15 protein-coding genes and 1 pseudogene are annotated in these 21,010 nt (G+C 67.9%); 8 read left to right on the top strand and 8 right to left on the bottom strand.

Features of this window, described 5'->3' with window-relative positions:
- Nucleotides 1–93: 93 nt before the first annotated feature.
- Nucleotides 94–990, top strand: a complete 897-nt coding sequence (locus G6N41_RS27335; RefSeq protein ID WP_012393093.1) for an alpha/beta fold hydrolase — start codon at nt 94–96, stop codon at nt 988–990.
- 18 nt (nt 991–1,008) lie between these two features.
- Here G6N41_RS27335 and satS read toward each other — a convergent pair whose 3' ends face one another.
- Nucleotides 1,009–2,316 (bottom strand): protein export chaperone SatS, encoded by a 1,308-nt coding sequence (satS, locus tag G6N41_RS27330; protein WP_198966219.1) that lies wholly within the window; start codon nt 2,314–2,316, stop codon nt 1,009–1,011.
- Nucleotides 2,317–2,364: 48 nt separating this feature from the next.
- Nucleotides 2,365–3,252 (bottom strand): alkaline phosphatase family protein, encoded by an 888-nt coding sequence (locus G6N41_RS27325; RefSeq protein ID WP_198966218.1) that lies wholly within the window; start codon nt 3,250–3,252, stop codon nt 2,365–2,367.
- A gap of 91 nt (nt 3,253–3,343) precedes the next feature.
- Between G6N41_RS27325 and upp the strand changes: the two genes are divergently transcribed.
- Entirely contained in the window at nt 3,344–3,967 is a 624-nt protein-coding gene (gene upp / locus G6N41_RS27320) for a uracil phosphoribosyltransferase (RefSeq protein ID WP_198966217.1), read from the top strand.
- 1 nt (nt 3,968) lies between these two features.
- Here upp and G6N41_RS27315 read toward each other — a convergent pair whose 3' ends face one another.
- Nucleotides 3,969–5,549 carry a phospho-sugar mutase gene (locus G6N41_RS27315; RefSeq protein ID WP_198966216.1) on the bottom strand — a complete coding sequence of 527 codons (1,581 nt, stop codon included), beginning with the start codon at nt 5,547–5,549 and terminating at the stop codon, nt 3,969–3,971.
- Nucleotides 5,539–6,360: a purine-nucleoside phosphorylase gene (locus tag G6N41_RS27310; RefSeq protein WP_198966215.1), complete on the bottom strand. Its 822-nt coding sequence runs from the start codon at nt 6,358–6,360 to the stop codon at nt 5,539–5,541. The genes G6N41_RS27315 and G6N41_RS27310 overlap by 11 nt, the downstream gene beginning before the upstream one ends.
- Before the next feature lie 82 nt (nt 6,361–6,442).
- On the opposite strand from G6N41_RS27310, the gene G6N41_RS27305 reads away from it, so the two are divergent.
- The 3 genes from G6N41_RS27305 to G6N41_RS27295 all read left to right on the top strand — a co-directional run bounded on the left by G6N41_RS27305 (nt 6,443) and on the right by G6N41_RS27295 (nt 9,789).
- On the top strand, nt 6,443–7,624 hold the full coding sequence (locus G6N41_RS27305; RefSeq protein WP_198966214.1) for an amidohydrolase: 1,182 nt from the start codon (nt 6,443–6,445) through the stop codon (nt 7,622–7,624).
- Entirely contained in the window at nt 7,621–8,790 is a 1,170-nt protein-coding gene (locus G6N41_RS27300; protein WP_198966213.1) for an amidohydrolase, read from the top strand. Before G6N41_RS27305 ends, G6N41_RS27300 begins: the two co-directional genes overlap by 4 nt.
- 111 nt (nt 8,791–8,901) lie before the next feature.
- Entirely contained in the window at nt 8,902–9,789 is an 888-nt protein-coding gene (locus G6N41_RS27295; protein ID WP_198966212.1) for a hypothetical protein, read from the top strand.
- A 91-nt stretch (nt 9,790–9,880) separates the two neighbouring features.
- Here the strand turns inward: G6N41_RS27295 and G6N41_RS27290 are convergent, their stop codons facing one another.
- On the bottom strand, nt 9,881–10,360 hold the full coding sequence (locus G6N41_RS27290; protein ID WP_011740604.1) for a gamma-glutamylcyclotransferase: 480 nt from the start codon (nt 10,358–10,360) through the stop codon (nt 9,881–9,883).
- Nucleotides 10,361–10,501: 141 nt separating this feature from the next.
- On the opposite strand from G6N41_RS27290, the gene G6N41_RS27285 reads away from it, so the two are divergent.
- Both G6N41_RS27285 and G6N41_RS27280 read left to right on the top strand, forming a co-directional pair.
- A complete protein-coding gene (locus tag G6N41_RS27285) occupies nt 10,502–11,914 on the top strand; it encodes an NAD(P)H-quinone dehydrogenase (protein WP_198968048.1) in 1,413 nt (470 codons plus the stop codon).
- A gap of 84 nt (nt 11,915–11,998) precedes the next feature.
- Complete coding sequence (locus G6N41_RS27280; RefSeq protein ID WP_012393103.1) at nt 11,999–13,756, top strand: glycerol-3-phosphate dehydrogenase/oxidase; 1,758 nt, start codon at nt 11,999–12,001, stop codon at nt 13,754–13,756.
- A 13-nt stretch (nt 13,757–13,769) separates the two neighbouring features.
- On the opposite strand, the gene G6N41_RS27275 is transcribed toward G6N41_RS27280, so the two are convergent.
- Entirely contained in the window at nt 13,770–13,952 is a 183-nt protein-coding gene (locus G6N41_RS27275) for a hypothetical protein (protein WP_020732083.1), read from the bottom strand.
- Nucleotides 13,953–14,163: 211 nt separating this feature from the next.
- Here G6N41_RS27275 and G6N41_RS27270 point away from each other — a divergent pair, with 211 nt between their 5' ends.
- A complete protein-coding gene (locus tag G6N41_RS27270) occupies nt 14,164–15,708 on the top strand; it encodes an FMN-binding glutamate synthase family protein (RefSeq protein WP_198966211.1) in 1,545 nt (514 codons plus the stop codon).
- Nucleotides 15,709–15,715: 7 nt separating this feature from the next.
- Here G6N41_RS27270 and G6N41_RS27265 read toward each other — a convergent pair whose 3' ends face one another.
- Nucleotides 15,716–16,354, bottom strand: a complete 639-nt coding sequence (locus G6N41_RS27265; protein WP_020732085.1) for a DUF5994 family protein — start codon at nt 16,352–16,354, stop codon at nt 15,716–15,718.
- Between the two features lie 131 nt (nt 16,355–16,485).
- Nucleotides 16,486–20,950: pseudogene (locus G6N41_RS29850) on the bottom strand (cation-translocating P-type ATPase).
- Between the last annotated feature and the right edge of the window lie 60 nt (nt 20,951–21,010).

Below are 21,010 nucleotides of genomic sequence, written 5' to 3'. Positions count from 1 at the left end.
GGGGCGCAGCACCTGAGCACGCACATCGCGTCCTACCATCGCTCGTGTGCTGCGCAACCGGGTCACCGCCCCCGCCTGGGCGGCGCGCGCCTGATGCAGACCTTGCCGGAAGACATTCGCGCCGACGAGGCCAACGTGGTCACCTTGCCCGATGGGCGCGAACTTGCCTGCCTCGAATGGGGCGACCCCACCGGATACCCGACGTTCTACTTTCACGGCACACCAAGCTCGCGGCTGGAAGGAGCCTTCGCCGACGGCGCCGCGCGGCGTGCCCGGTTTCGGCTCATCGCCGTCGACCGGCCCGGCTACGGGCGATCGACGTTCCAAGAGGGCCGCACATTGCGGGACTGGCCGGCAGACGTCTGCGCTTTGGCCGACGCGCTGGGGTTGGACAAGTTCGGCGTGGTGGGTCATTCGGGGGCGGGACCGCACCTGTTCGCCTGCGGTGCCCGGATTGCCCCCTCGCGTCTGGCGTTCATCGGCGCACTCGGCCCCTGGGGGCCGCTGGCGACGCCGGAAATCATGGGTAGTCTCAATTTGGCGGACCGGTCCTACGCCCGTCTGGCCCAACATGGGCCGCGGTTGTTTCACGCCCTGTTCGCCCCGCTCGGTTGGTGTGCAAAGTACGCACCCGGACTGTTCACCAAGCTGATAACCGCTTCGGTACCCGCGGTCGACAAGCACCGGATGCGTGACAAACGCTTCGTCCAACACTTCCAGGCGGTGCAGCTCGAGGCGTTTCGGCAAGGCAGCCGGGGCGCCGCCTACGAAGCGTTTCTCGAGTATCGGCCGTGGGAGTTCGACCCCAGTGAGGTGGACGTGCCCACCCATATCTGGCTGGGCACCCACGACAGCTTCGTGCCGCGCGAGATGGGGGAGTACCTCGAGCGTGTGATCCCCAACGTCGAGTTGCATTGGGCCGCCGGCAAGGGCCATTTCAACGTCGAGGACTGGGATGCGATTTTCGCTGCCTGCGCCGCCGACATCTGAGCTCGCCGGCTGGCGGCGCTATTCGCGCCTTAGCCGCGACTCCACGAACCGCTCCAACTGTTCCCACTCGCGCACCGCTTTCGCATACGGAGCCGCCGGCTTGCTGCCCGAATCGGGGTCCAACACGTAGGCCACCAACTTGCCCAGCGGCTTGGTCGGGTTGAGCGCCTTGTCGACGGTGCCTTCCTCGGAGTAGTCGCCGATGTCGCGGAGCAATTCGACGGCCAGGTCGAGCTGGTCATGATCCACCGCCTCGGGCCCGTCGGCGAAATCGTCGGCCAGCCCGGTCAACACGTATATGTTTTCGTCGGTCACATCCACCGCCAGTGAGCCGTCCGTGGCGGCGGTGCGGATGTCGTCGTAGGTGGCCAAATCCGACAGATCGTGATCATGCTCGTCGGCAAGATAGCGCGCGAGCGCCCGCTCGGAGCTGAAGACGCTGATCCGGCCGTTGCGGCCCAGGAAGATCGGGCGATCGTCCAGGTAGCAACGAAGCGTGTAGAGGTTGCCCGCGCCGGTCATGATCCGGATCGGGTCAATCCCCACCTTCAGCCAGAAATCCTCGTCGCCGCCCAGCACGACGGTGTCGCCGGCGGCGCGGTCTTCTTCGACGGAGTCTTCCTCGGCTTCGTCGGCTTCGTCCTCGGCGGCCTCGTCCTCGTCGTCCTCATCCGCGGAGTCAGCGCTGGCCTCGTCGTCCTCGCCGGCTGCGCCCTCGTCCTCTTCGGGCTCCTCTTCCAATTCCTCGGCGGCCTTGGCGGATAGCTTCTCGTCAACCTCAGGGGTACTGACGACTTCTTCGATCGCCTTGAGCACGTCGTCCCAGCTGCGAGCGATGATCTCGGCGATCGCGTTCCAGCGTTTCTGGCCGGCTTTACCGGAGAAGTAATCGATGCCGCCCGACACGGTGCCCAGCGTCGGATTGCCGTTGAAGAACTTCGAAACCGCCGTCAGCTCGCAGACCGATCCGATCGACGACACGATCGCCAGGGTTGCGGCCATCGCGTTCACCGATTCCTCGGTCGGCTTTTCGGCCACCAGCTCCTCGACGATGACCAGATCGAACTTCTTGTCGTCGGCCGGATCGAAGTTGTGTGCGTGAGCCTCCGTCAGGTCCTGCCACCCCGGGTGATCAACCAGGTCGTTGTCGGTGTCGGTGCGTACGAATGCGACCAGGTCCGCGACGCTGTCGAAGACGTAGAGGTCCTCGTCCTTGCCCAGGAACGCCTCCCACTCGTCCCCGGAGTCACGCCAGCGCGGTGCCCACAGCGTGTAGTGGTCACCATCGGACAGGCTCAGGCGAATGGGCACGAGGTCAGCAGCCATGCGGCACAGAATAGCGACGGCCCGCCGGCGGGCCCGGCCCGGTAGTGGTTAGCCGCCCCAGATATCAGCGATGACCGGGGCGTTCGCCGCGAAACCAGTCTTGGGCAAGCCGTACATCTGCTCCAGCGTGGAAAGCACGTTGTAGTGGCTGATGGTCTGGTTGTAGGTGCCCGGCCGTACGTGTGCGCCGTAGAACACCGTGGGAATCTGGTTGCGGCTGCCGCCGTCGTCCTCATCCCACGTCACGATCAGCAGGCTGTTGTTGGATCGGGCCCAGTTGGCGTACGGCGACAGTTGACGGTTCAACCACTCGTCAGCTGCCGCGATGGTGCCGTCGTGCATGTTGTTATCCCCGTTGGGGATGACGAAGGACACCGTGGGCAGCCTGGCGTAGTCCGCCGGCGTCGGAAACGCGGAGAAGGGCATCGACAGCGTGGCCGGAACATTGCTGAAGTTCACCCATGGCGCATGCTTGCGCCCGTACTTTCCGGCGCTGCAGACCGTCGAACCGACTTCGGGCAGGCTCTCGGCGAAACCGACGAACGTGTGGCCCGCGGCGAGCAACTCCGAAGCCAGGTTGGGCGTGCTGCCCGCATTGACCGGACACGTGTTCTTCTTCAAGCCGAAGGTGGTGCCGGCGAACAAGGCTAGGTAGTTGGGTTCGCTGGGGTGCGTTTCGGCGAAAGACTGCGACATCATCGCGCCATTGGCAGCCAGCGAATTGATGAACGGGGCCGCCTTGTTGCCAATGATGTTGGCCTGCGAATGGTTCTCCTCCACCACGACCACCACGTGTGAGAACGCCGGCAACGCAGTGGCGGTCAGGCCGATACGCGGGGGAACGTCGCTACCGTGGGCCGGTAGGGATACCGCCACCGCGCCGAGCACCGCCAGGGCTCGAAATGTACTGGTAAAACGCTGTTTTAGGCCACACACGCCCGGAGTATATGGGCGGCTTGGCCTCGGTGCCGCGAGGAGGGGGAGCGTGTCAGCGGCTTGAATCCGATTGTTATATAGGGTCACCCATGTGGAAGTCCACGTCATTGATCACCCGCTGGCGGCGGCCCGCCTGACCGCCCTGCGTGACGAACGCACCGGAAACGCTGCCTTCCGCAAGGCCTTGCGTGAGCTGACACTGGTACTGGTCTATGAGGCGACCCGCGCAGCGCCCACCGAATCCGTCGCTATCCGTACACCGCTTGCGGCCACGACAGGCCTACGGCTGGCCAACCCCCCGCTTCTGGTTCCGGTGCTGCGCGCCGGACTGGGCATGGTCGACGAAGCGCATGCGGCGCTGCCGGAGGCGCGGGTCGGCTTTGTCGGTATCGCCCGCAATGAGCAGACCCACCAGCCCGTCCCATATCTCGAATCGCTGCCCGACGACTTGTCCGGGCTACCCGTAATGGTGCTGGACCCGATGCTGGCCACCTGCGGATCGATGACCTTTACCGTCGACTTGTTGTTGTCCCGCGGTGCGACGGACATCACGGTGCTGTGCGTGGTGGCGGCGCCGCAAGGCGTCGCGGCGCTCGAAAAGGCAGCACCGAACGCGCGGCTGTTCACGGTAGCCATCGATGACGGGCTCAACGAGGAGGCGTATATCGTGCCCGGGCTCGGCGATGCGGGCGACCGCCAATTCGGTCCGCGCTGAACTACCAACCGCTGACCGTGGAAGCCAGCTCACGGCGCAGCTCCTGGGCCCGTTGACGGGTGGCCGCCAAGTCGCCGGCTACTTCGCACCGGACTTCGATGTAGCACTTCAGTTTCGGTTCGGTGCCCGACGGCCGCACGACCACTCGCACCGAGGTGCGGTCGTCCCCGCCGGCGAAGATCAGCGCATCGGTGATGTCGGTCACGGTTGCGGTGAAACCGGCGAGCCGATCCGGTGGGGATTCACGCAGCCGACGCATCAGTGCCGCGGCCTGGTCGGCATCGGCAACCCGGCGCGCTACCGCGCCAACCTCGTGGACTCCGTACCGGTGGGCGAGGTCGTCGAGGACATCGGGAACCGATCGGCCCTGCCGCTTGAGGCCGGCCACCAGATCGCACGTCAAGACGGCGGCGCTGATGCCGTCTTTGTCGCGCACGGCGGTGGGGTCCACACAGTGCCCGATCGCCTCCTCGTAGGCGTACACCAGGGTGCCGGGCCGGTCGGCATCGGCGCGGGCCAGCCATTTGAAGCCGGTGAGGGTCTGCACGTGGACCACGCCGTAGTCCGCGGCGATAGCGGCCAGCATCCGCGACGAGACCAGCGTGCTGGCCACGATCCAGTCGCCAGGCGGTTGCTTAGAGAGGATGTAATCGCCCAGCAGCCAACCGGTTTCATCGCCCGATAGCATTCGCCAGCCGGACGACGTCGGTATCGCGACCGCGCATCGGTCGGCGTCGGGGTCCAGCGCGATTGCCACATCCGCCCGCACGCCGGCGGCCAGCTCCAACAGCGCATCGGTCGCGCCCGGCTCCTCCGGGTTCGGGAATGCGACGGTGGGAAAGTCCGGATCGGGCTCGAACTGCGTCGCGACGGTATGCACGTCGGTGAAGCCGGCCCGACGCAGCGTCTCCACGGCAACCGTGCCGCCCACCCCGTGCATCGGGGTCAGGGCGACTCGCACCGAACCGGCGCAACGGCGGATCCCGGCGGCACGCGCGATGTAGTGCTCAACCAGATCGGTGCGAGCGGGTGTGACGGGTTTGCGGGCGATCTGGTCGGCCGGCGGGGCGGCGGCCATCGCGGCCTCGATCTTGCGGTCGGTGGGGGAGATGATCTGGATTCCGCCATCGAGGTAGACCTTGTAGCCATTATCGGTGGCCGGGTTGTGTGACGCCGTGATCTGGATGCCGGCCACCGCGCCGCTGTGACGTACGGCGAACGCGACTATCGGTGTGGGTAGCGGCTCGGGCAGCAGCACCACCTGGAATCCTTCGGCGGCAAGTACTTCGGCTGTCGCAGTGGCGAAAGACGCCGAGCCGTGACGAGCATCACGTCCGACGATCACTGTCGCGGGCCCCGCCGGGGTCTGCTCGGCGAGCACCCGTGCCACCGCCCAGGTGGCGCGCAACACCACCGCGAGGTTCATCGCGTCCGGCCCGCCGCGCACCGGTCCGCGCAGCCCGGCAGTGCCGAAGGCCAGCGGCCGGGCGAACCGTGCGGCAAGTTCTTGGGCGTCGCAGGCCGCCAGCTCGGCGGCGGTCACCGGGTCAGGATCGTGCGCGATCCACTCCTCAGGCGTCACTGTTGCGCAACCCGGCGATGACGGTGGCTAGCAGTGAGCCGATCCGCGCCGCCGACGCGGCGCCCGCCGCAAGCACCTCGGCGTGGCTCAGCGGCTCACCGGTGATCCCGGCGGCCAGGTTGGTCACCAGCGAAACACCGAGCACCTCGGCCCCCGCCGCGCGGGCGGCAATGGTCTCGTGCACCGTCGACATGCCGACCAGGTCGGCGCCCAATACCCGCAGCATGCGGATCTCGGCGGGTGTCTCGTAATGCGGCCCCGGCAGGCCGGCGTACACGCCTTCGGCCAACTCGGGGTCGGCTTGCCGGGCGACCGCGCGCAGCCGCCCCGAGTAGGCGTCGGTCAGATCCACGAACTGCGCCCCGACCAGTGGCGATCGCGCGGTCAGGTTCAGGTGGTCGCTGATCAACACCGGCTGGCCGACGTGCATGTCCGGTCTCAACCCGCCGGCCGCGTTGGTCAGTACCACGGTCCGCGCGCCCGCCGCGCACGCCGTTCGCACCGGGTGCACCACATGGCGCAGGTCATGCCCCTCGTAGGCGTGAATGCGGCCCGCCAGTACCAGCACCCGGTGATCGCCGACGGGCACCGACAGCAGCTCGCCCGCGTGCCCGGCCGCGCTCGGCGGGGTGAACCCGGGAACTTCGGTCTGCGCCAGCACGGCGGTCGGGGATCCCAGCGCGGCGATGGCCGCCGACCATCCGGATCCGAGAACTACCGCGACGTCATGCTCAGCGATCCCGGTGCGCTCGCCGATGACCTGGGCCGCGCGGCGTGCGAGTTCGTCGGGATCGGGCTGGGGGCCAGTCACACTGGGGAGCCTAGCGAGTGCGGCCGGGCGTTGAGATGGCTGTTGTGCGGGGTCGGGCGCGTGTCGATGAGATACTGCCAGAATGCCCGCACTCATCTTGGACACCGTCGAAGAGTTGGTGCGACGGCGTGCCGGTGATCTGGTCGAGCTCTCCCACGCGATCCACGCCGGGCCGGAGTTGGCATTCGCCGAGCACCGCAGCTGTGCCAAGACGCAGGCGCTGGTGGCCGAACGCGGCTTCGAGATCACCCCGGCCGCCGCGGGCCTGGACACCGCATTTCGGGCCGATTTCGGCGATGGACCGCTGTTGGTTGGAATCTGTGCCGAATATGACGCGCTGCCCGAAATCGGGCACGCCTGCGGGCACAACATCATTGCGGCCTCGGCGGTGGGGACCGCGCTGGCCCTGGCCGAAGTCGCCGACGATCTCGGTCTGACGGTCGCATTGCTGGGCACGCCGGCCGAGGAGTCCGGCGGTGGCAAGGCGCTGATGTTGGACGCCGGGGTATTCGACGACATCGCGCTGGCCCTGATGGTGCATACGGGGCCCACGGACATCGCCGGCGCTCGATCCCTGGCGTTGTCTGAGGTCACCGTGCGTTACCGGGGTAAGAAATCGCACGCCGCTGTGGCGCCGCACCTGGGGGTCAATGCTGCCGACGCCCTAACCATTGCGCAGGTGGCAATCGGATTGCTGCGGCAGCAACTGGCGCCGGGGCAGATGACCCATGGAATCGTTATCGACGGAGGTCAGGCGGTCAACGTAATTCCCGGGCACGCAATGATGCAGTACGCGATGCGCGCGGTCGAGTCGGAATCGCTGAGCGACTTGGAGGGCAGGATGTTTGCTTGCTTTGCGGCGGGGGCGCTGGCCGCCGGATGTGAATACGACATCGATGCGGCCGCACCCGCATATGCGGAATTGAAACCCGACCACTGGCTGGTCGAGGTGTGTCGAGAAGAGATGCTTCGGCTTGGGCGCATCCCGGTGCCGGCCAGCGTCGAGGAGGGGCTGCCGCTGGGCAGCACCGACATGGGCAACGTGACACAGGTGCTGCCGGGCATCCATCCGGTGATCGGTGTCGACGCCGGCGGGGCCACGGTGCATCAGCGCGCCTTCGCGGCCGCCGCGGCCGGTCACAGCGCTGACCAAGCGGTCGTCGACGGCGCAATCATGCTGGCGCGCACCGCGGTCGCGCTGGCCGAGAATCCGGACCAGCGGGACCGAGTGCTGGCCGCCCAGCAGCGCAGGGCGGCGTCATGAGCCTTGTCGACACCGCCGAATCCTGGCTGGCCGCGCACTATGACGAGCTGGTCGGCTGGCGCCGGCACATCCATCGCTATCCGGAGCTGGGCCGCCAGGAGTTCGCCACCACCCAGTTTGTCGCCGAACGGCTTGCCGACGCCGGGCTCAACCCCAAGATATTGCCCGGCGGGACGGGACTGACCTGCGATTTCGGTCCCGAGCATCAGCCCAGGATCGCGCTGCGTGCCGACATGGACGCGCTGCCGATGGCCGAGCGCACCGGTGCGCACTACGCCTCGACGATGCCCAACATCGCCCACGCCTGCGGGCACGACGGCCACACCGCGATTCTGCTGGGTACCGCGCTGGCGTTGGCGACGGTGCCGGAGCTGCCGGTCGGGGTGCGTCTGATATTCCAGGCCGCCGAGGAGCTGATGCCCGGCGGCGCCATCGACGCGATCGCGGCCGGAGCACTGACCGGGGTGTCACGGATCTTTGCCCTGCACTGCGATCCCCGGCTCGAGGTGGGCAGGGTTGCGGTGCGGCAGGGGCCTATCACCTCGGCGGCCGACCATATCGAGATCACGCTGTATTCACCCGGTGGGCACACGTCGCGGCCACACCTGACCGCCGACCTGGTCTACGGGCTGGGCACGCTGATCACCGGGCTGCCCGGCGTGCTGTCGCGGCGCGTCGACCCCCGTAACAGCACCGTCCTGGTCTGGGGGGCGGTCAACGCGGGCGTGGCCGCCAACGCCATTCCGCAAACCGGTGTGTTGGCCGGCACCGTTCGCACCGCCAGCCGGCAGACCTGGATCGATCTGGAAGAGATCATCCGTGAGTCCATCACTGCGCTGCTGTCGCCACTGGCAATCGAGCACACGCTGCAATACCGGCGCGGCGTTCCACCGGTGGTCAACGAGGAAGTCTCGACCCACATCCTCACCCACGCCATCGAATCCGTCAGCCCGGATGCGCTGGCCGATACTCGCCAGTCAGGCGGCGGCGAGGATTTCTCCTGGTACCTGGAAGAGGTCCCGGGTGCGATGGGGCGTCTGGGAGTTTGGTCCGGCGACGGGCCGCAGCTGGACTTACATCAGCCGACGTTTGACCTCGATGAGCGGGCACTGGGGATCGGCGTGCGCGTGATGGTCAACATCATCGAGCAGGCCGCGGCGTTCTAACCGCTCGCGAGCGTGCGTGTCTGGACAACGACACGCCGGTATTGCCGGCATTATGCGCACGCTCGTCGTGGTGAATTGTGGGCCCGTCAGGTGCGCCTCGACGATGGCCCCATGCACGCAGAGCTCGCCCGGTTGCTCGACGCCCAAGGCGGGGTGGCGACGTCCGCCCAGGTAATGACGTTCCTGACCCGGCGCGGGCTGGAAGCCGACCTGAAAAGCGGGGTACTGAGCAGAGTTTGGCATGGCATTTATGGCCGCGGTGTGTTGACCAGTGGGCTGCGGCTGCGCGGAGTGGACCTGGCAGTCGGCGCACCGGTCGCCGCATGCCTGGGGACCGCCGCTGCGGCCTACGGCTTTGACACCGAGCAAACCGGGGATCTGCATGTGCTGAATCCCGAGGGGCGGCAATTGCGATCCACCGACGGCCTGACCGTGCACCGGCGCGCCGGTGCACAGTTGACTCGCCTCGCGGGGCGAGAACTCACGACGCCCGCGTGGACGGCGATGGAGGTCGCCCGGGGGCTGCGTCGGCCGCGAGCGTTGGCGACACTGGACGCCGCCCTGCGCAGCGGGACATGCGACCGTGACGACCTCGACCGAGCGGTCTGTCTGCAATCCGGCCGGCGCGGCGTCGTGGCCGTGCGCGAGTTGCTCGCATTGGCGAGTCCGCTGGCGGAGTCGCCGATGGAGAGCGAGACCCGGCTGGTGATGATCGAAGGCGGACTACCCGCGCCAGTGCTGCAATACGAGCTGGTCGGCTCCGACGGCCGGCGCTGGCGACTGGATTTCGAGTGGCCGGGTCTGCGGGTCGCGGCAGAGTACGACGGCGTCGACTGGCATAGCGGGCCGCAAGCATTCCTGCGGGATCGACGGCGCAGTGCGGCGCTGCTGGAGTTGGGGTGGGTGATAGTGCCCATCGTGGCCGACGATGTCAGGCATCGGCCGGCCGAACTTGTCCAGCGGCTGGCCAGGGCGCTGGCCCGGGCTCAGGCCGCCTGATGGGCTCGCGAGGGTGCCCAAATTGCCGGCCGCAACGGCGTGTCGGCGTGTAGACACGCACCCTCGCGGCAGAGGTTGACGCAACCCCCGGCTAGGTTCCGGTCCCCGGGCCGATGTTGCGGGCCGGCCGGGTACGCAAATCGTGCACATAATCGCTTGGTGCGCCCGCGATCTCGGCGGCATCGGCCATCACGCCCAGGTAGCGCGCCGACGGCAGACCGCCCTCCCAGGCGTCGAGCACGTACAGCCAGGCCAGGACGGGATCGGTGGTGGTGTCCGAGGACAATCGCTCCACCCGGCAGCGGATCTTCTGGTGGATGCCGAACTCCGAGCCCTCCCAGTGGTCGAGGTTCTTCTCGTCGGCCGGTGTCATGTCGTAGAGCACCACGAACACCTTGGAGTCGGGATCCTCGACGACGGTGGCCAGGGCTCCTTCCCAGCCGATGTCCTCGCCGCCGAAGGTCAGCCGCCACCCGGGCAACCAGCCGGTTCCGGCCATCGGGGAGTGGGGTGCACGCATGAGCATCTGATCGGGATGCATGTTCGATCCGTACGCGGCGTAGAGCGGCACGCAGAAATCTTAAACGTCACGTAAACGGATGCGGCTCATCCCTGGGTGTGATGCTTGGCTCTTCATGCTCAGGCGCGCCCGGTCGGGCTCTCACGGCGGCACGCGAGGCAGTTCTGAGCCCCTCAAGCTAGGTTATTGCGTGTGGTGACCCGCATCGTGATCCTCGGTGGAGGCCCAGCCGGTTACGAAGCCGCGCTGGTGGCCGCCACCTCACACCCCGAATCAGCCCAAGTCACAGTGATCGACTCCGACGGTATCGGTGGTGCCGCCGTTCTGGACGACTGTGTGCCGTCCAAGACGTTCATCGCGTCCACCGGCCTGCGCACCGAGCTGCGAAGAGCGCCTCACCTGGGCTTCCTCATCGACTTCGACGAGGCGAAAATCTCGTTGCCCAAGATCCACGCCCGGGTCAAGGAGCTGGCCGCGGCGCAGTCGGCGGACATCACCGCCCAGCTGCTCAGCGTGGGCGTGCACGTGATCGCCGGTAAGGGCGAGCTGCTCGACCCCGCACCCGGCCTGCGCCACCGCGTCAAGGCGACGGCCGCCGACGGCACCACCAGCGAGCACGACGCCGACGTCGTGTTGATCGCCACCGGAGCGAGCCCGCGGATCCTGCCGTCGGCGCGACCGGACGGCGAGCGCATCCTGACCTGGCGGCAGCTCTACGACCTGGACGCGTTGCCCCAGCACCTGATCGTGGTGGGCTCGGGGGTGACGGGCGCGGAGTTCGTCGACGCCTACACCGAACTGGGTGTGCGGGTCACGGTGGTGGCCAGCCAGGATCACGTGTTGCCCTACGAGGACGCCGACGCCGCACTGGTCTTGGAGGAGTCGTTCGCCGAACGCGGCGTCCGACTGTTCAAGAACGCCCGCGCCCAGTCCGTCACCCGCACCGACAACGGGGTTCTGGTGACCATGACCGACGGCCGCACCGTCGAGGGCAGCCACGCGCTGATGACGATCGGGTCGATCCCCAACACCAGCGGCCTCGGCCTGGAACGCGTGGGTATCGAACTCGGACCGGGAAACTATCTGAACGTGGACCGGGTGTCACGCACGTCGGTGACCGGCATTTACGCCGCGGGCGACTGCACCGGCCTGTTGCCGCTGGCCTCGGTCGCCGCGATGCAGGGTCGCATTGCAATGTACCACGCGCTGGGGGAGGGCGTGAGCCCGATCCGGTTGCGCACGGTTGCGGCGACGGTGTTCACCAGGCCCGAGATCGCTGCCGTCGGCGTGCCGCAGTCGGCGATCGACAACGGTTCAGTGCTTGCCCGCACCATCATGTTGCCGTTGCGGACCAACGCCCGGGCCAAGATGTCAGAGGTGCGGCACGGTTTCGTCAAGGTCTTCTGCCGGCGGTCCACCGGTGTGGTCATCGGCGGCGTGGTGGTGGCGCCGATCGCTTCCGAGCTGATCCTGCCGATCGCGGTGGCGGTGCAGAACCGGATCACGGTCAACGAGCTGGCCCAGACACTGGCCGTTTACCCGTCGTTATCGGGTTCGATCACCGAGGCCGCTCGCCGCCTGATGGCCCACGATGATCTGGACTGAAGCCCAACTACTGCGACGCCGCACCAATTAGCCTTGTGGTGCACCTAGCGCCTACTGACAAGAAACCGACAGGAGTTCATTGTCGTGAGCAATCCGACCGACGCATCGCAGCGTGACCAGACCGGGCCCGCCGGTTCGCTGGGGCCCGAGCAGCGCGCGTTGGCTTGGGAGCGGCTCGGTGCCGAGCAGTTCGATGTGGTGGTTATCGGCGGCGGGGTAGTGGGCTCCGGGTGTGCGCTGGACGCTGCTACCCGCGGGCTGAAGGTGGCCCTGATCGAAGCCCGCGATCTGGCCTCTGGCACGTCGAGCCGTTCGTCGAAGATGTTCCACGGTGGACTACGCTACCTCGAACAACTGGAATTCGGCCTGGTGCGCGAAGCTCTTTTCGAGCGCGAGCTGTCGCTGACCACGTTGGCGCCGCATCTGGTCAAGCCCCTGCCGTTTCTGTTCCCGCTCACCAAGCGTGGCTGGGAACGTCCCTATATTGCCGCCGGGATCTTCCTCTACGACCGCCTCGGCGGCGCAAAATCGGTTCCCGCGCAGAAGCATTTGACCCGTGCCGGCGCGTTGCGGCTGAGCCCGGGCCTCAAACGCAGCTCCCTGATCGGCGGTATCCGCTACTACGACACCGTCGTCGACGATGCCCGGCACACCATGACGGTCGCTCGTACCGCGTCGCACTACGGGGCGGTCGTCCGTTGTTCCACCCAGGTGGTAGCGCTGCTGCGCGAGGGCGACCGGGTGGTCGGGGTGCGGGTGCGCGATTCCGAGGATGGCTCGATCACCGAGGTCCGCGGGCACGTGGTGGTCAATGCCACCGGGGTCTGGACCGACGAGATTCAGGCGCTGTCCAAGCAACGCGGGCGATTCCAGGTTCGAGCGTCCAAGGGTGTGCACGTGGTGGTGCCCCGGGACCGCATCGTCAGCGACGTCGCGATGATCCTGCGCACCGAGAAGTCGGTCATGTTCATCATTCCGTGGGGAAGCCACTGGATCATCGGGACTACCGACACCGACTGGAACCTGGACCTGGCCCACCCCGCGGCCACCAAGGCCGACATCGACTACATCCTGGGCACGGTCAACGCGGTGCTGGCCACGCCCCTGACGCATGCCGACATCGACGGCGTATACGCCGGTCTGCGACCACTGCTGGCCGGGGAGAGCGACGACACGTCCAAGCTGTCGCGCGAGCACGCTGTGGCGGTACCGGCGGCAGGGCTGGTGGCCATCGCCGGCGGCAAATACACCACCTACCGGGTGATGGCGGCCGACGCGATCGACGCCGCCGTGCAGTTCGTTCCGGCCCGGGTGGCGCCGTCGATCACCGAGAAGGTCAGCCTGCTGGGCGCCGACGGCTACTTTGCTCTGGTCAACCAGGTGGAACACGTCGGCGAGATGGTCGGTCTGCACCCCTACCGAGTGCGTCACCTATTGGACCGCTACGGATCGCTGATCAACGAGGTGCTGGAACTGGCGGCCGACGATCCGGACCTGCTGACGCCCATCAAGGAGGCTCCTGGCTACCTCAAGGTGGAGGCCCTTTACGCCGTCACCGCCGAGGGCGCGCTGCATCTGGAAGACATCCTGGCCCGCCGCATGCGGGTCTCCATCGAGTACCCGCACCGTGGTGTCGACTGCGCCCGTGAGGTGGCCGACGTGGTCGCACCGGTGCTCGGGTGGACCGTTGAGGACATCGAGCGGGAAGTCGCGAACTACAAGGCGCGGGTGGAAGCGGAGGTCCTGTCGCAGGCCCAGCCTGACGACGTATCGGCGGACATGTTGCGGGCCAGCGCACCCGAGGCGCGTGCCGAGATCCTCGAGCCGGTGCCGCTGAATTGAAACTTGCTGGACCTCAACACCGCTCGGCGCCGCGAGCCATGAGCATCGGGTCGTCCTCACCGCTGGCGGCCGGGGTCAGCTTGCTGGCGACCGCCGCCAACGCCGAGCGCACCGCCTCGCGAGACCGCGCTGTCAGAACGGCCGCGGCTCGCACACCGTCGGGCCGCATGTTGATGTGATCGGGCAACGACACCATTGGCCTCCTTCGTGGGAAGAGGACACCTGCGGCCCGGGATTTAAGGCCAGCGGCCCCGGTTCGCCGTCGAACCACCACCCGGCCGCTGTTAGAACACGCTATTCATCGGTGACGTCAAAACCGACATTTACGCGTCAAATCCACGTGAACAAATTTTTCCTGGGTATCAGCAAGGGGCAAACATGGTGATGACCACGAACCCGGGTTCGGCATGGAGCCGCGATCGGTGTCGGCGGTGCTCGGCGGCGGTATGGCTGGGGTAGCGGGCTGGGATCTCTGGCAGCGCCGGCACGCCATCTTGCGCAACTTCCCGATCATCGGCCATCTGCGCTTTCTGCTCGAAGCCGTTGGACCGGAGTTGCGCCAGTACATCGTCACCGACAACAACGAAGAGCGGCCCTTCAGCCGTGACCAACGGCGCTGGGTGTACACGTCGTCGAAATTGACCAACCGATACTTCGGATTCGGCACCGACAACGACCTGGAGCGGGCCCACAACTACCCCATCATCAAGCACGCGGCATTTCCGGTATCGGCCCCGGACGGCGAGCCCGCTCATCCCGATCCCGCCGTCGCGCTGCCGGCGGCAAAGGTGCTTGGTGGCGCCCGCGGGCGTGCCAAAGCCTTCCGGCCCTCGTCTTTGGTCAACATTTCCGGGATGAGCTACGGCGCGCTCGGTGGCGCGGCCATCAGCGCGCTGAATCAGGGCGCGGCGATTGCGGGCGCCCTGCACACCACCGGTGAGGGCGCGGTGTCGCCCTATCACCTCAACGGTGGCGACCTGGTATGGCAGATCGGCACCGGATACTTCGGCTGCCGCAACGACGACGGGACGTTCAGCCTGTCGCGGCTGATCGATCGGGTGGCCGCCACGCCCTCGATACGCGCGATCGAAATCAAGCTGAGCCAAGGCGCCAAACCGGGCCTGGGCGGCATGCTGCCGGGCGCCAAAGTCACCGCGGATATCGCTGCCATCAGGGGGATTCCGGTCGGAGTGGACTGCAAGAGCCCCGCCGGACACTCCGCGTTCGCTGACGTCGACGGGATGCTCGAGCTGGTGGAGACCATCGCCGATGCGACGGGTCTGCCCGTCGGCATCAAGTCCGCCGTCGGCGAAGGGTTGTTTTGGCCCCAGATTGCGGGACGGATGGCACGCACCGGTCGCGGTGTCGACTTCGTGACCGTCGACGGCGGAGAGGGCGGCACCGGTGCGGCCCCGCTGGTCTTCAGCGACCATGTCGCCCTGCCCTTCAAATGGGCCTTCCCCAGGGTGTTTCGCGCCTTCGCCGAAGAGGACCTGCACCACGACGTGGTGTTCATCGGCTCTGCCAAGCTCGGTATCCCCGAGAACGCGCTGCTGGCCCTGGCGATGGGCGCCGACATGATCAACGTCGGCCGGACCGCCATGTTCGCCATCGGTTGCATCCAGGCTCAGCGCTGCCACACCGGCCGATGCCCGTCCGGCGTGGCCACCCAGTCGGCGTGGTTGCAGCACGGTCTGGACCCGGCCCTCAAAGCGGTGCGCTGTGCCAACTATCTGGCCACGCTGCGCTTCGAGTTGCTGTCTTTGGCCCGGGCCTGCGGCTACGTGCACCCCGCCCTCGTCCCGTTGCAGGCGATCGAGCTTCTCGACGTGTACCTGCAGACCGTGCAGGTCGACGACTTGTTCGGCTACCAGCCGGGTTGGGGCATACCCAGCCCCGCTGACGTGGCGGCGATCACGGCTCTGATGACCAAGGCGAGCCCACCCCGATAGGGACGGTTCAGCGGCTGTTCGCCGGCTCGGGTGAGCGTTCGAGCAGCGGCGAGTGCGTCGCACCACGGGATTCGATCATGCGATTGCGCACGATGTGCTCGACCAGGATCGGAACGAACGTTTGCACCGGCGCATCGACGAACTGTGCTGCGGCCTCTTCACACCACCGCTTGATCTGGGCGGTCCGCTGATCGTCGTCGAGCCCCTCGTGGCGGGCCAGCTTGTCGGCGACGTCGGCGACGTTGCGCTCCACCAGGGAGCGGCCCGCGGGCGGGCTGCCGGCATCGGTATCGACCCGCACCTCATCGAGGGTCCGCTGCGCACTCTGGTCGCTGGCATCCGGTGAGATCACCCGCAGCGTCAGATGGTGACCGTCTTGGCCGATCAGGATGAGACTGGCCGGGTCGTCGCTGCTGAAGCCCAGCAATTCGACAGTGTGACCGGCGATCTCGGCCACCGTCGGGGTCTGTTCCCACCCGTTGCGGTGGTAGCCGACCATCACGATCGGTCCCAGGCGTTCGGTAATCGAGGCAACCAGGCCCGGCAGCTCGTCCACCAACTGCCTCGACCGCGGCCACCACGCGCCATCGACATGTTCCAAAGCAGGCCGAAATGATCTCAGCTGCAAGCGAGTTTCGCGCTCCATCCCAACCACCCGTCGGTTGACTGTGCGGGTTGTCAGCCAACCCGTCGGACCCCGAATCAAAAACTACGGGCGTAGGGAACGCGCCGCGACTCGAAAGCTCGACGTCGTGGTAGCGGCTGAACGAACATTTGTTACGTGGGCGCCCCGGCTTCGCGTTCCTGCACCGTCGCCTGCCCATCGGCGGTGACGCTGATCAGGCGCTGAGCTTGTTGCGACAGCCGCATGAGCAGTTCGGGTGCGATGACCGACGCCGAACCCGCCACCGCGGCGGCCAGCAGCGCCTGACCCCAGGCCAACGGGCCCACCGGGGTGCAACCGAACAGGTGACTGAGGCCCGGGGTGGTCACCACCACCGCGAGCACCCCGAAGGACCCGACCGTGGTCAGCACCACCAGCGGGCCGTGCGAGTCGGCCACGGTCTGCGTGAGTTGCGTGCCGACCAAACCGATCAGCGCGACCGTCGCCGCCCGGCGCCGGGTGCCGGTCGCGCTGGCCATCAGCCACGCCAGCATGGCGCCGGTCGTGGTGGAGGCGCCGCGTATCCCGATCGCTCGCCACATGGCCGCCTCGTCGCGCTCCACTTCGACGTTGCTCGTTTGGGGACTGACGGCCAACGCCGCCGCCGGCAGCGCATCGGTAAGCATGTTGACCAGCAGCATCTGCCGCGCATTGAACACCGAGCGGCCGGTCAGCAGCGTGGTGATCAGCGCGAACGACACCTCGCCAAGGTTGCCGCCCAACAGCACCGAGACCGCCGAATGCACGCGCCGCCACAGCTGTTGGCCTTCGTCGAGAGCCTCCAGCAGCGCGTCGATCCGTCCGTCCAACAGCACCACATCGGCTGCCGTCCGGGCCGCATCGCTGCCGCGGGCGGCCATCCCGATACCCACGCTGGCCGCCCGGATCGCGGCGGCGTCGTTGACCCCGTCGCCGACCATCGCGGTGACCAGCCCGGCGCGCTCGAGAGCCTGCACCACCTCCACCTTGTGTTCGGGCGACATCCGGGCAAAGACCAGCCGTGATGCGACCACCGTGGCCCGGCTGGTCGGCCGACAGCGCTTCCCATTCGGCGCCGGTGATCACATCGGAGTCGGTGACGTCCAGTCCGAGCTCCTGGGCGGTTGCGGTGGCGGTGGCGGGGTGGTCGCCGGTGATCAGGCGGACCCCGATATCGCGGTCGGCGAGCCCATTGAGCACGGACTGGGCCGTCGGCCGGGGAGTGGCGGCCAGGCCCAGCAGGCCGACCGGCGTGAGTTCGGACTGGCACAGGGATTCCAGCAGATCGGGATCGGCGGCGGCCGCGGTAGCTTGCTCGGGGCGCAGCTGACGCTCGGCCACCGCCAGCACCCGCAGGCCACCGGTGGCCATCTCGTCGATCTGCTTGGTGAAGGGGTCCGCGGCGGCCTCGGGGGCCCGCTGTAGCGCCGCCGAGAGCACCTCCGGTGAGCCCTTGATGGTCAGTCGGGTCTCGGCCAGGGCGGCGGCAAACGGGCGGCCCGACTGGAACGGCAGGAACGCGTCACGGGAGAGCCGCGGTTGCGGCTGGGAGCCGTCGCCGCGAACCTCGGGGTCGTCGGCGGCCTGGAATATCGCGTCGTCGGTGGCATGCTCAACCCGGTGGGTGTGCCTGGAGTAGGTGGTGCTCAGCGCGGCATCCAGCACCTGCCCCGGGGTGAAACCCGGCGCCGGGCGCACCGTTTTGACCTTCAGCCGGTTCTCGCTCAGCGTTCCGGTCTTGTCGAAGCACACCACGTTCAACCGGGCGAGCGCTTCGATCGAGTGGGCATTGCGGATCAGCACGGATTCGCCGGTGAGCCGGCGCGCCGCAGCGAGCTGGGCCAGCGTCACCACCAGCGTCAAGCCTTCCGGCACTGCCGCGACGACCAGGGTGACCGCACTGGCCACCGCCTCTCGCAGCGGAGTGCCGCGCGACATGCTGAGCAGCCCGACCAGGCCCCCGCTGGCGACGCTGAACGGCCACGCGCGCCGAGTGATTCGGCTCAACTGCCGCTGCAGGCCGATCTCCCGGGACTTGCGCGGGGCCATCGCCAGCGCCCGGCGCATCTCCGAATGCGAACCGACTGCGGTGACCACGGCCACCGCCGTGCCCGCCACCATCGTGGTGCCGGCATAGAGCATGCAGGCCCGCTCGGCCAGCGGGGCGCCCGGCGTGGGCTCGGTCTGCTTGGAGACCGGCAGCGACTCGCCTGTCAACGTCGACTCATCGACCTCGACACTGGATGCGTGCAACAGCCGGGCGTCGGCGGGCACCACCTCGTCGGCGTGGACTTCGATGATGTCGCCCGGACGCAGCCGCTTGGCCGGAACCTTCTCGCGACGCTGCTCGTCGAGCGGGCCAAGCCGTCGCCGCGCGGGTGGATCCTGCACTGCCAGTAGGCGATTCAGGATGCGCTCGGCGTGCAGTTGCTGCTCGGCCGACAGCGCGGCATTGAGCAACAGCACACTGCTGACCAGGAAGGCATCCAGCGGAGAACCCAGCAATGCGCTGGCGGCGGCGCCGGTGGCCAGCATCGGGGTGATCGGATCGGACAGATTGTCGCGCATCTCGGCGGTGAAATCACGAACCAGGCGCAACGATGCTGCGGTGCCGCGATGCACCATGCGAATCGGCGGCAACTTCTCCCATCGGTTCTCCGCGTCACGACGGTCTTCTTCGGCGGGACGCGGCAGCAGCCGCCGCACCTCCGCGATGGGCAGGCTGTGCCAGTCGTGGCCGGCTTCGGGCTCCGGCACCGTATCGTGAAAAACCTTGGTGCCCGAGCGGAATCCCAGATACAGGCTGACCGCCATGCCGACATTGACCGACGCCGAACCGCGCCCCGGCACACTGGGAATCAGCATCAGCGCGCCGATCGCCGAAGCCGACGCCGACAGGCGGATTGCGCTGTCGGTGGCGGTGCGCGCCGCCGGCAGCGCGTGCAGCACCCGCCAGGCGCCGGTCAGATCCGAAACCAGGACATCGGCGCCCCACGGTGGCGGATGGCGCGCCCGGAGCACCCCGATGGTGACGTCGGACCGGTGCTCGGCCTGCAGCGCCGAGGTGGTCAACAGCGCCACCGTGGCCCCACCGGCCTTCAGCTCGGCAAGCGCGGCCGCCATCGCATCGTCGATCGACTCGGCCGAGGGATAAAGGTGGTCGAATCCTTGCGCCAGAGAACGTAATCCGTCATCCTCCAGGGAAAAGACCCGAGGGCGCGCGCGGCGTGCTTCGGTGATCACCGCGGCCGCGTATGGGTCGCGAACGGGGCTGATCAGGGCCCGGCCGGTCCGCCCGGCTCCCGGGATGTCAGCCAGGTGGTGCCATCCGGGGGCCAGCCGTTGGTCGTCGAGGGCGGCCGCGACCGCCTCCCAGGCCTTGCCGCGCGCCGAATTCTGTACTCCTAAGACGCGGCTGATCGTCAATTCGTCGGTGTAGAGGGCGCGCGGATCGATCATGATCGCGTCGACCCGGTCGAGTGCCCGCAGGGCGCGGGGGCGCAGCACCAGCGCGTCGTGCTGGGAGGTCAGGCCGTTGCTCAATGCGCAGCCGAACGCTTCGCGCACGGTGCGCAACGGCTTTGGGACCGCGGCCAGGGCGGCGGCGCCGGCCGAGTCCGGGTTACGTGACAACAGCCCGACCACGGCGGTGGCGCCGAGCCCGGTCAAACCGATCCGGTTGGCGTAGCGTTCCGCGGGTCCATCGGGCTAACTCGAGATGCGCTTTGGTGTTGCCGCGGTAGCGTCCGGGGTGGCGTAGCTGCCCAGGCGCGGCTCGTGCCGAAACCAGGTGGACCGGCCGTTCCACGCCTCGGCGGCGAGCATCGCCCGGGTGGCGGCTTCGGCGGCGGCGGCCGTCGGCGACAGCGTCAATGCGGCCGTGGTGGCATTGACGACGCCGAACAAGACGTCGGTGCCCTCCGGCCCGAGCCGCTTTTCCAGTTCACGCCGTAGCCGGGGCAGGTGGTCGATCAGCGTCGGGGGTACCGCGACCAAGTCGGGCAGTCGGGGCAGCCGCAGCAGGCTGCCGGTCAGCGAAAGGCCAAGGCCCATGGTGGCGGCCCCGGCCGCGATCATGCGGCCCATCAGCACCACGTCGTCGCCCGGCAGGCCGGTCGGCTGCTGCCCGGTTGTCCGCGTCCGATGGCGCCCCTCGGCAGCGGCGACGATCCTGCACAGTTGCGCCGTCGAGGGCCCCTCGGCATCGGCATCCAACGTGATCACCAGCCGTGCCAGGGTGCGATTGAGGAATGCGGTGTGCACGCCCGGTGTCTGGCGCACGGCCGCCAGTACGTCGCCGGCGATGGCCGCGGCGTCGTCGCCGCTCAAGCCGCGCACCTCGATCCAGCGCCGCCGACCATTGGTGCTGCAGCGCCGTGCCGGTGGGCCGCCCATCGCCTCGACCGCCACACCCGCCGCCGCCCGGGCCAAGGCCGGCACATCGGGGGTGGCGCGGGCCAAGGACTTTCCGATGCTGGCCGCAACGTTGCCGCCCAGCAGGGCCGTGCCGCCGGCGGTGGCCGCCAGCAGGGCTCCCGCCCGTAGCGGCGCCGTCACCAGGCCGAAACCGGGCAGATACCGCGTGATCGAGTTGTTCACGTTACCTAGCACCGATTCCCGATTGGTCTGTCAAGAACTTCCGAGCGGTCTAGGTCCTGT

The organism is Mycobacterium shottsii (genome assembly GCF_010728525.1).
In the GTDB taxonomy this organism is placed as follows: Bacteria; Actinomycetota; Actinomycetes; order Mycobacteriales; family Mycobacteriaceae; genus Mycobacterium; species Mycobacterium marinum.
The sequence above is the reverse complement of the archived record's forward strand: the minus strand, read 5'-3'. Positions and strand labels throughout refer to the sequence as shown.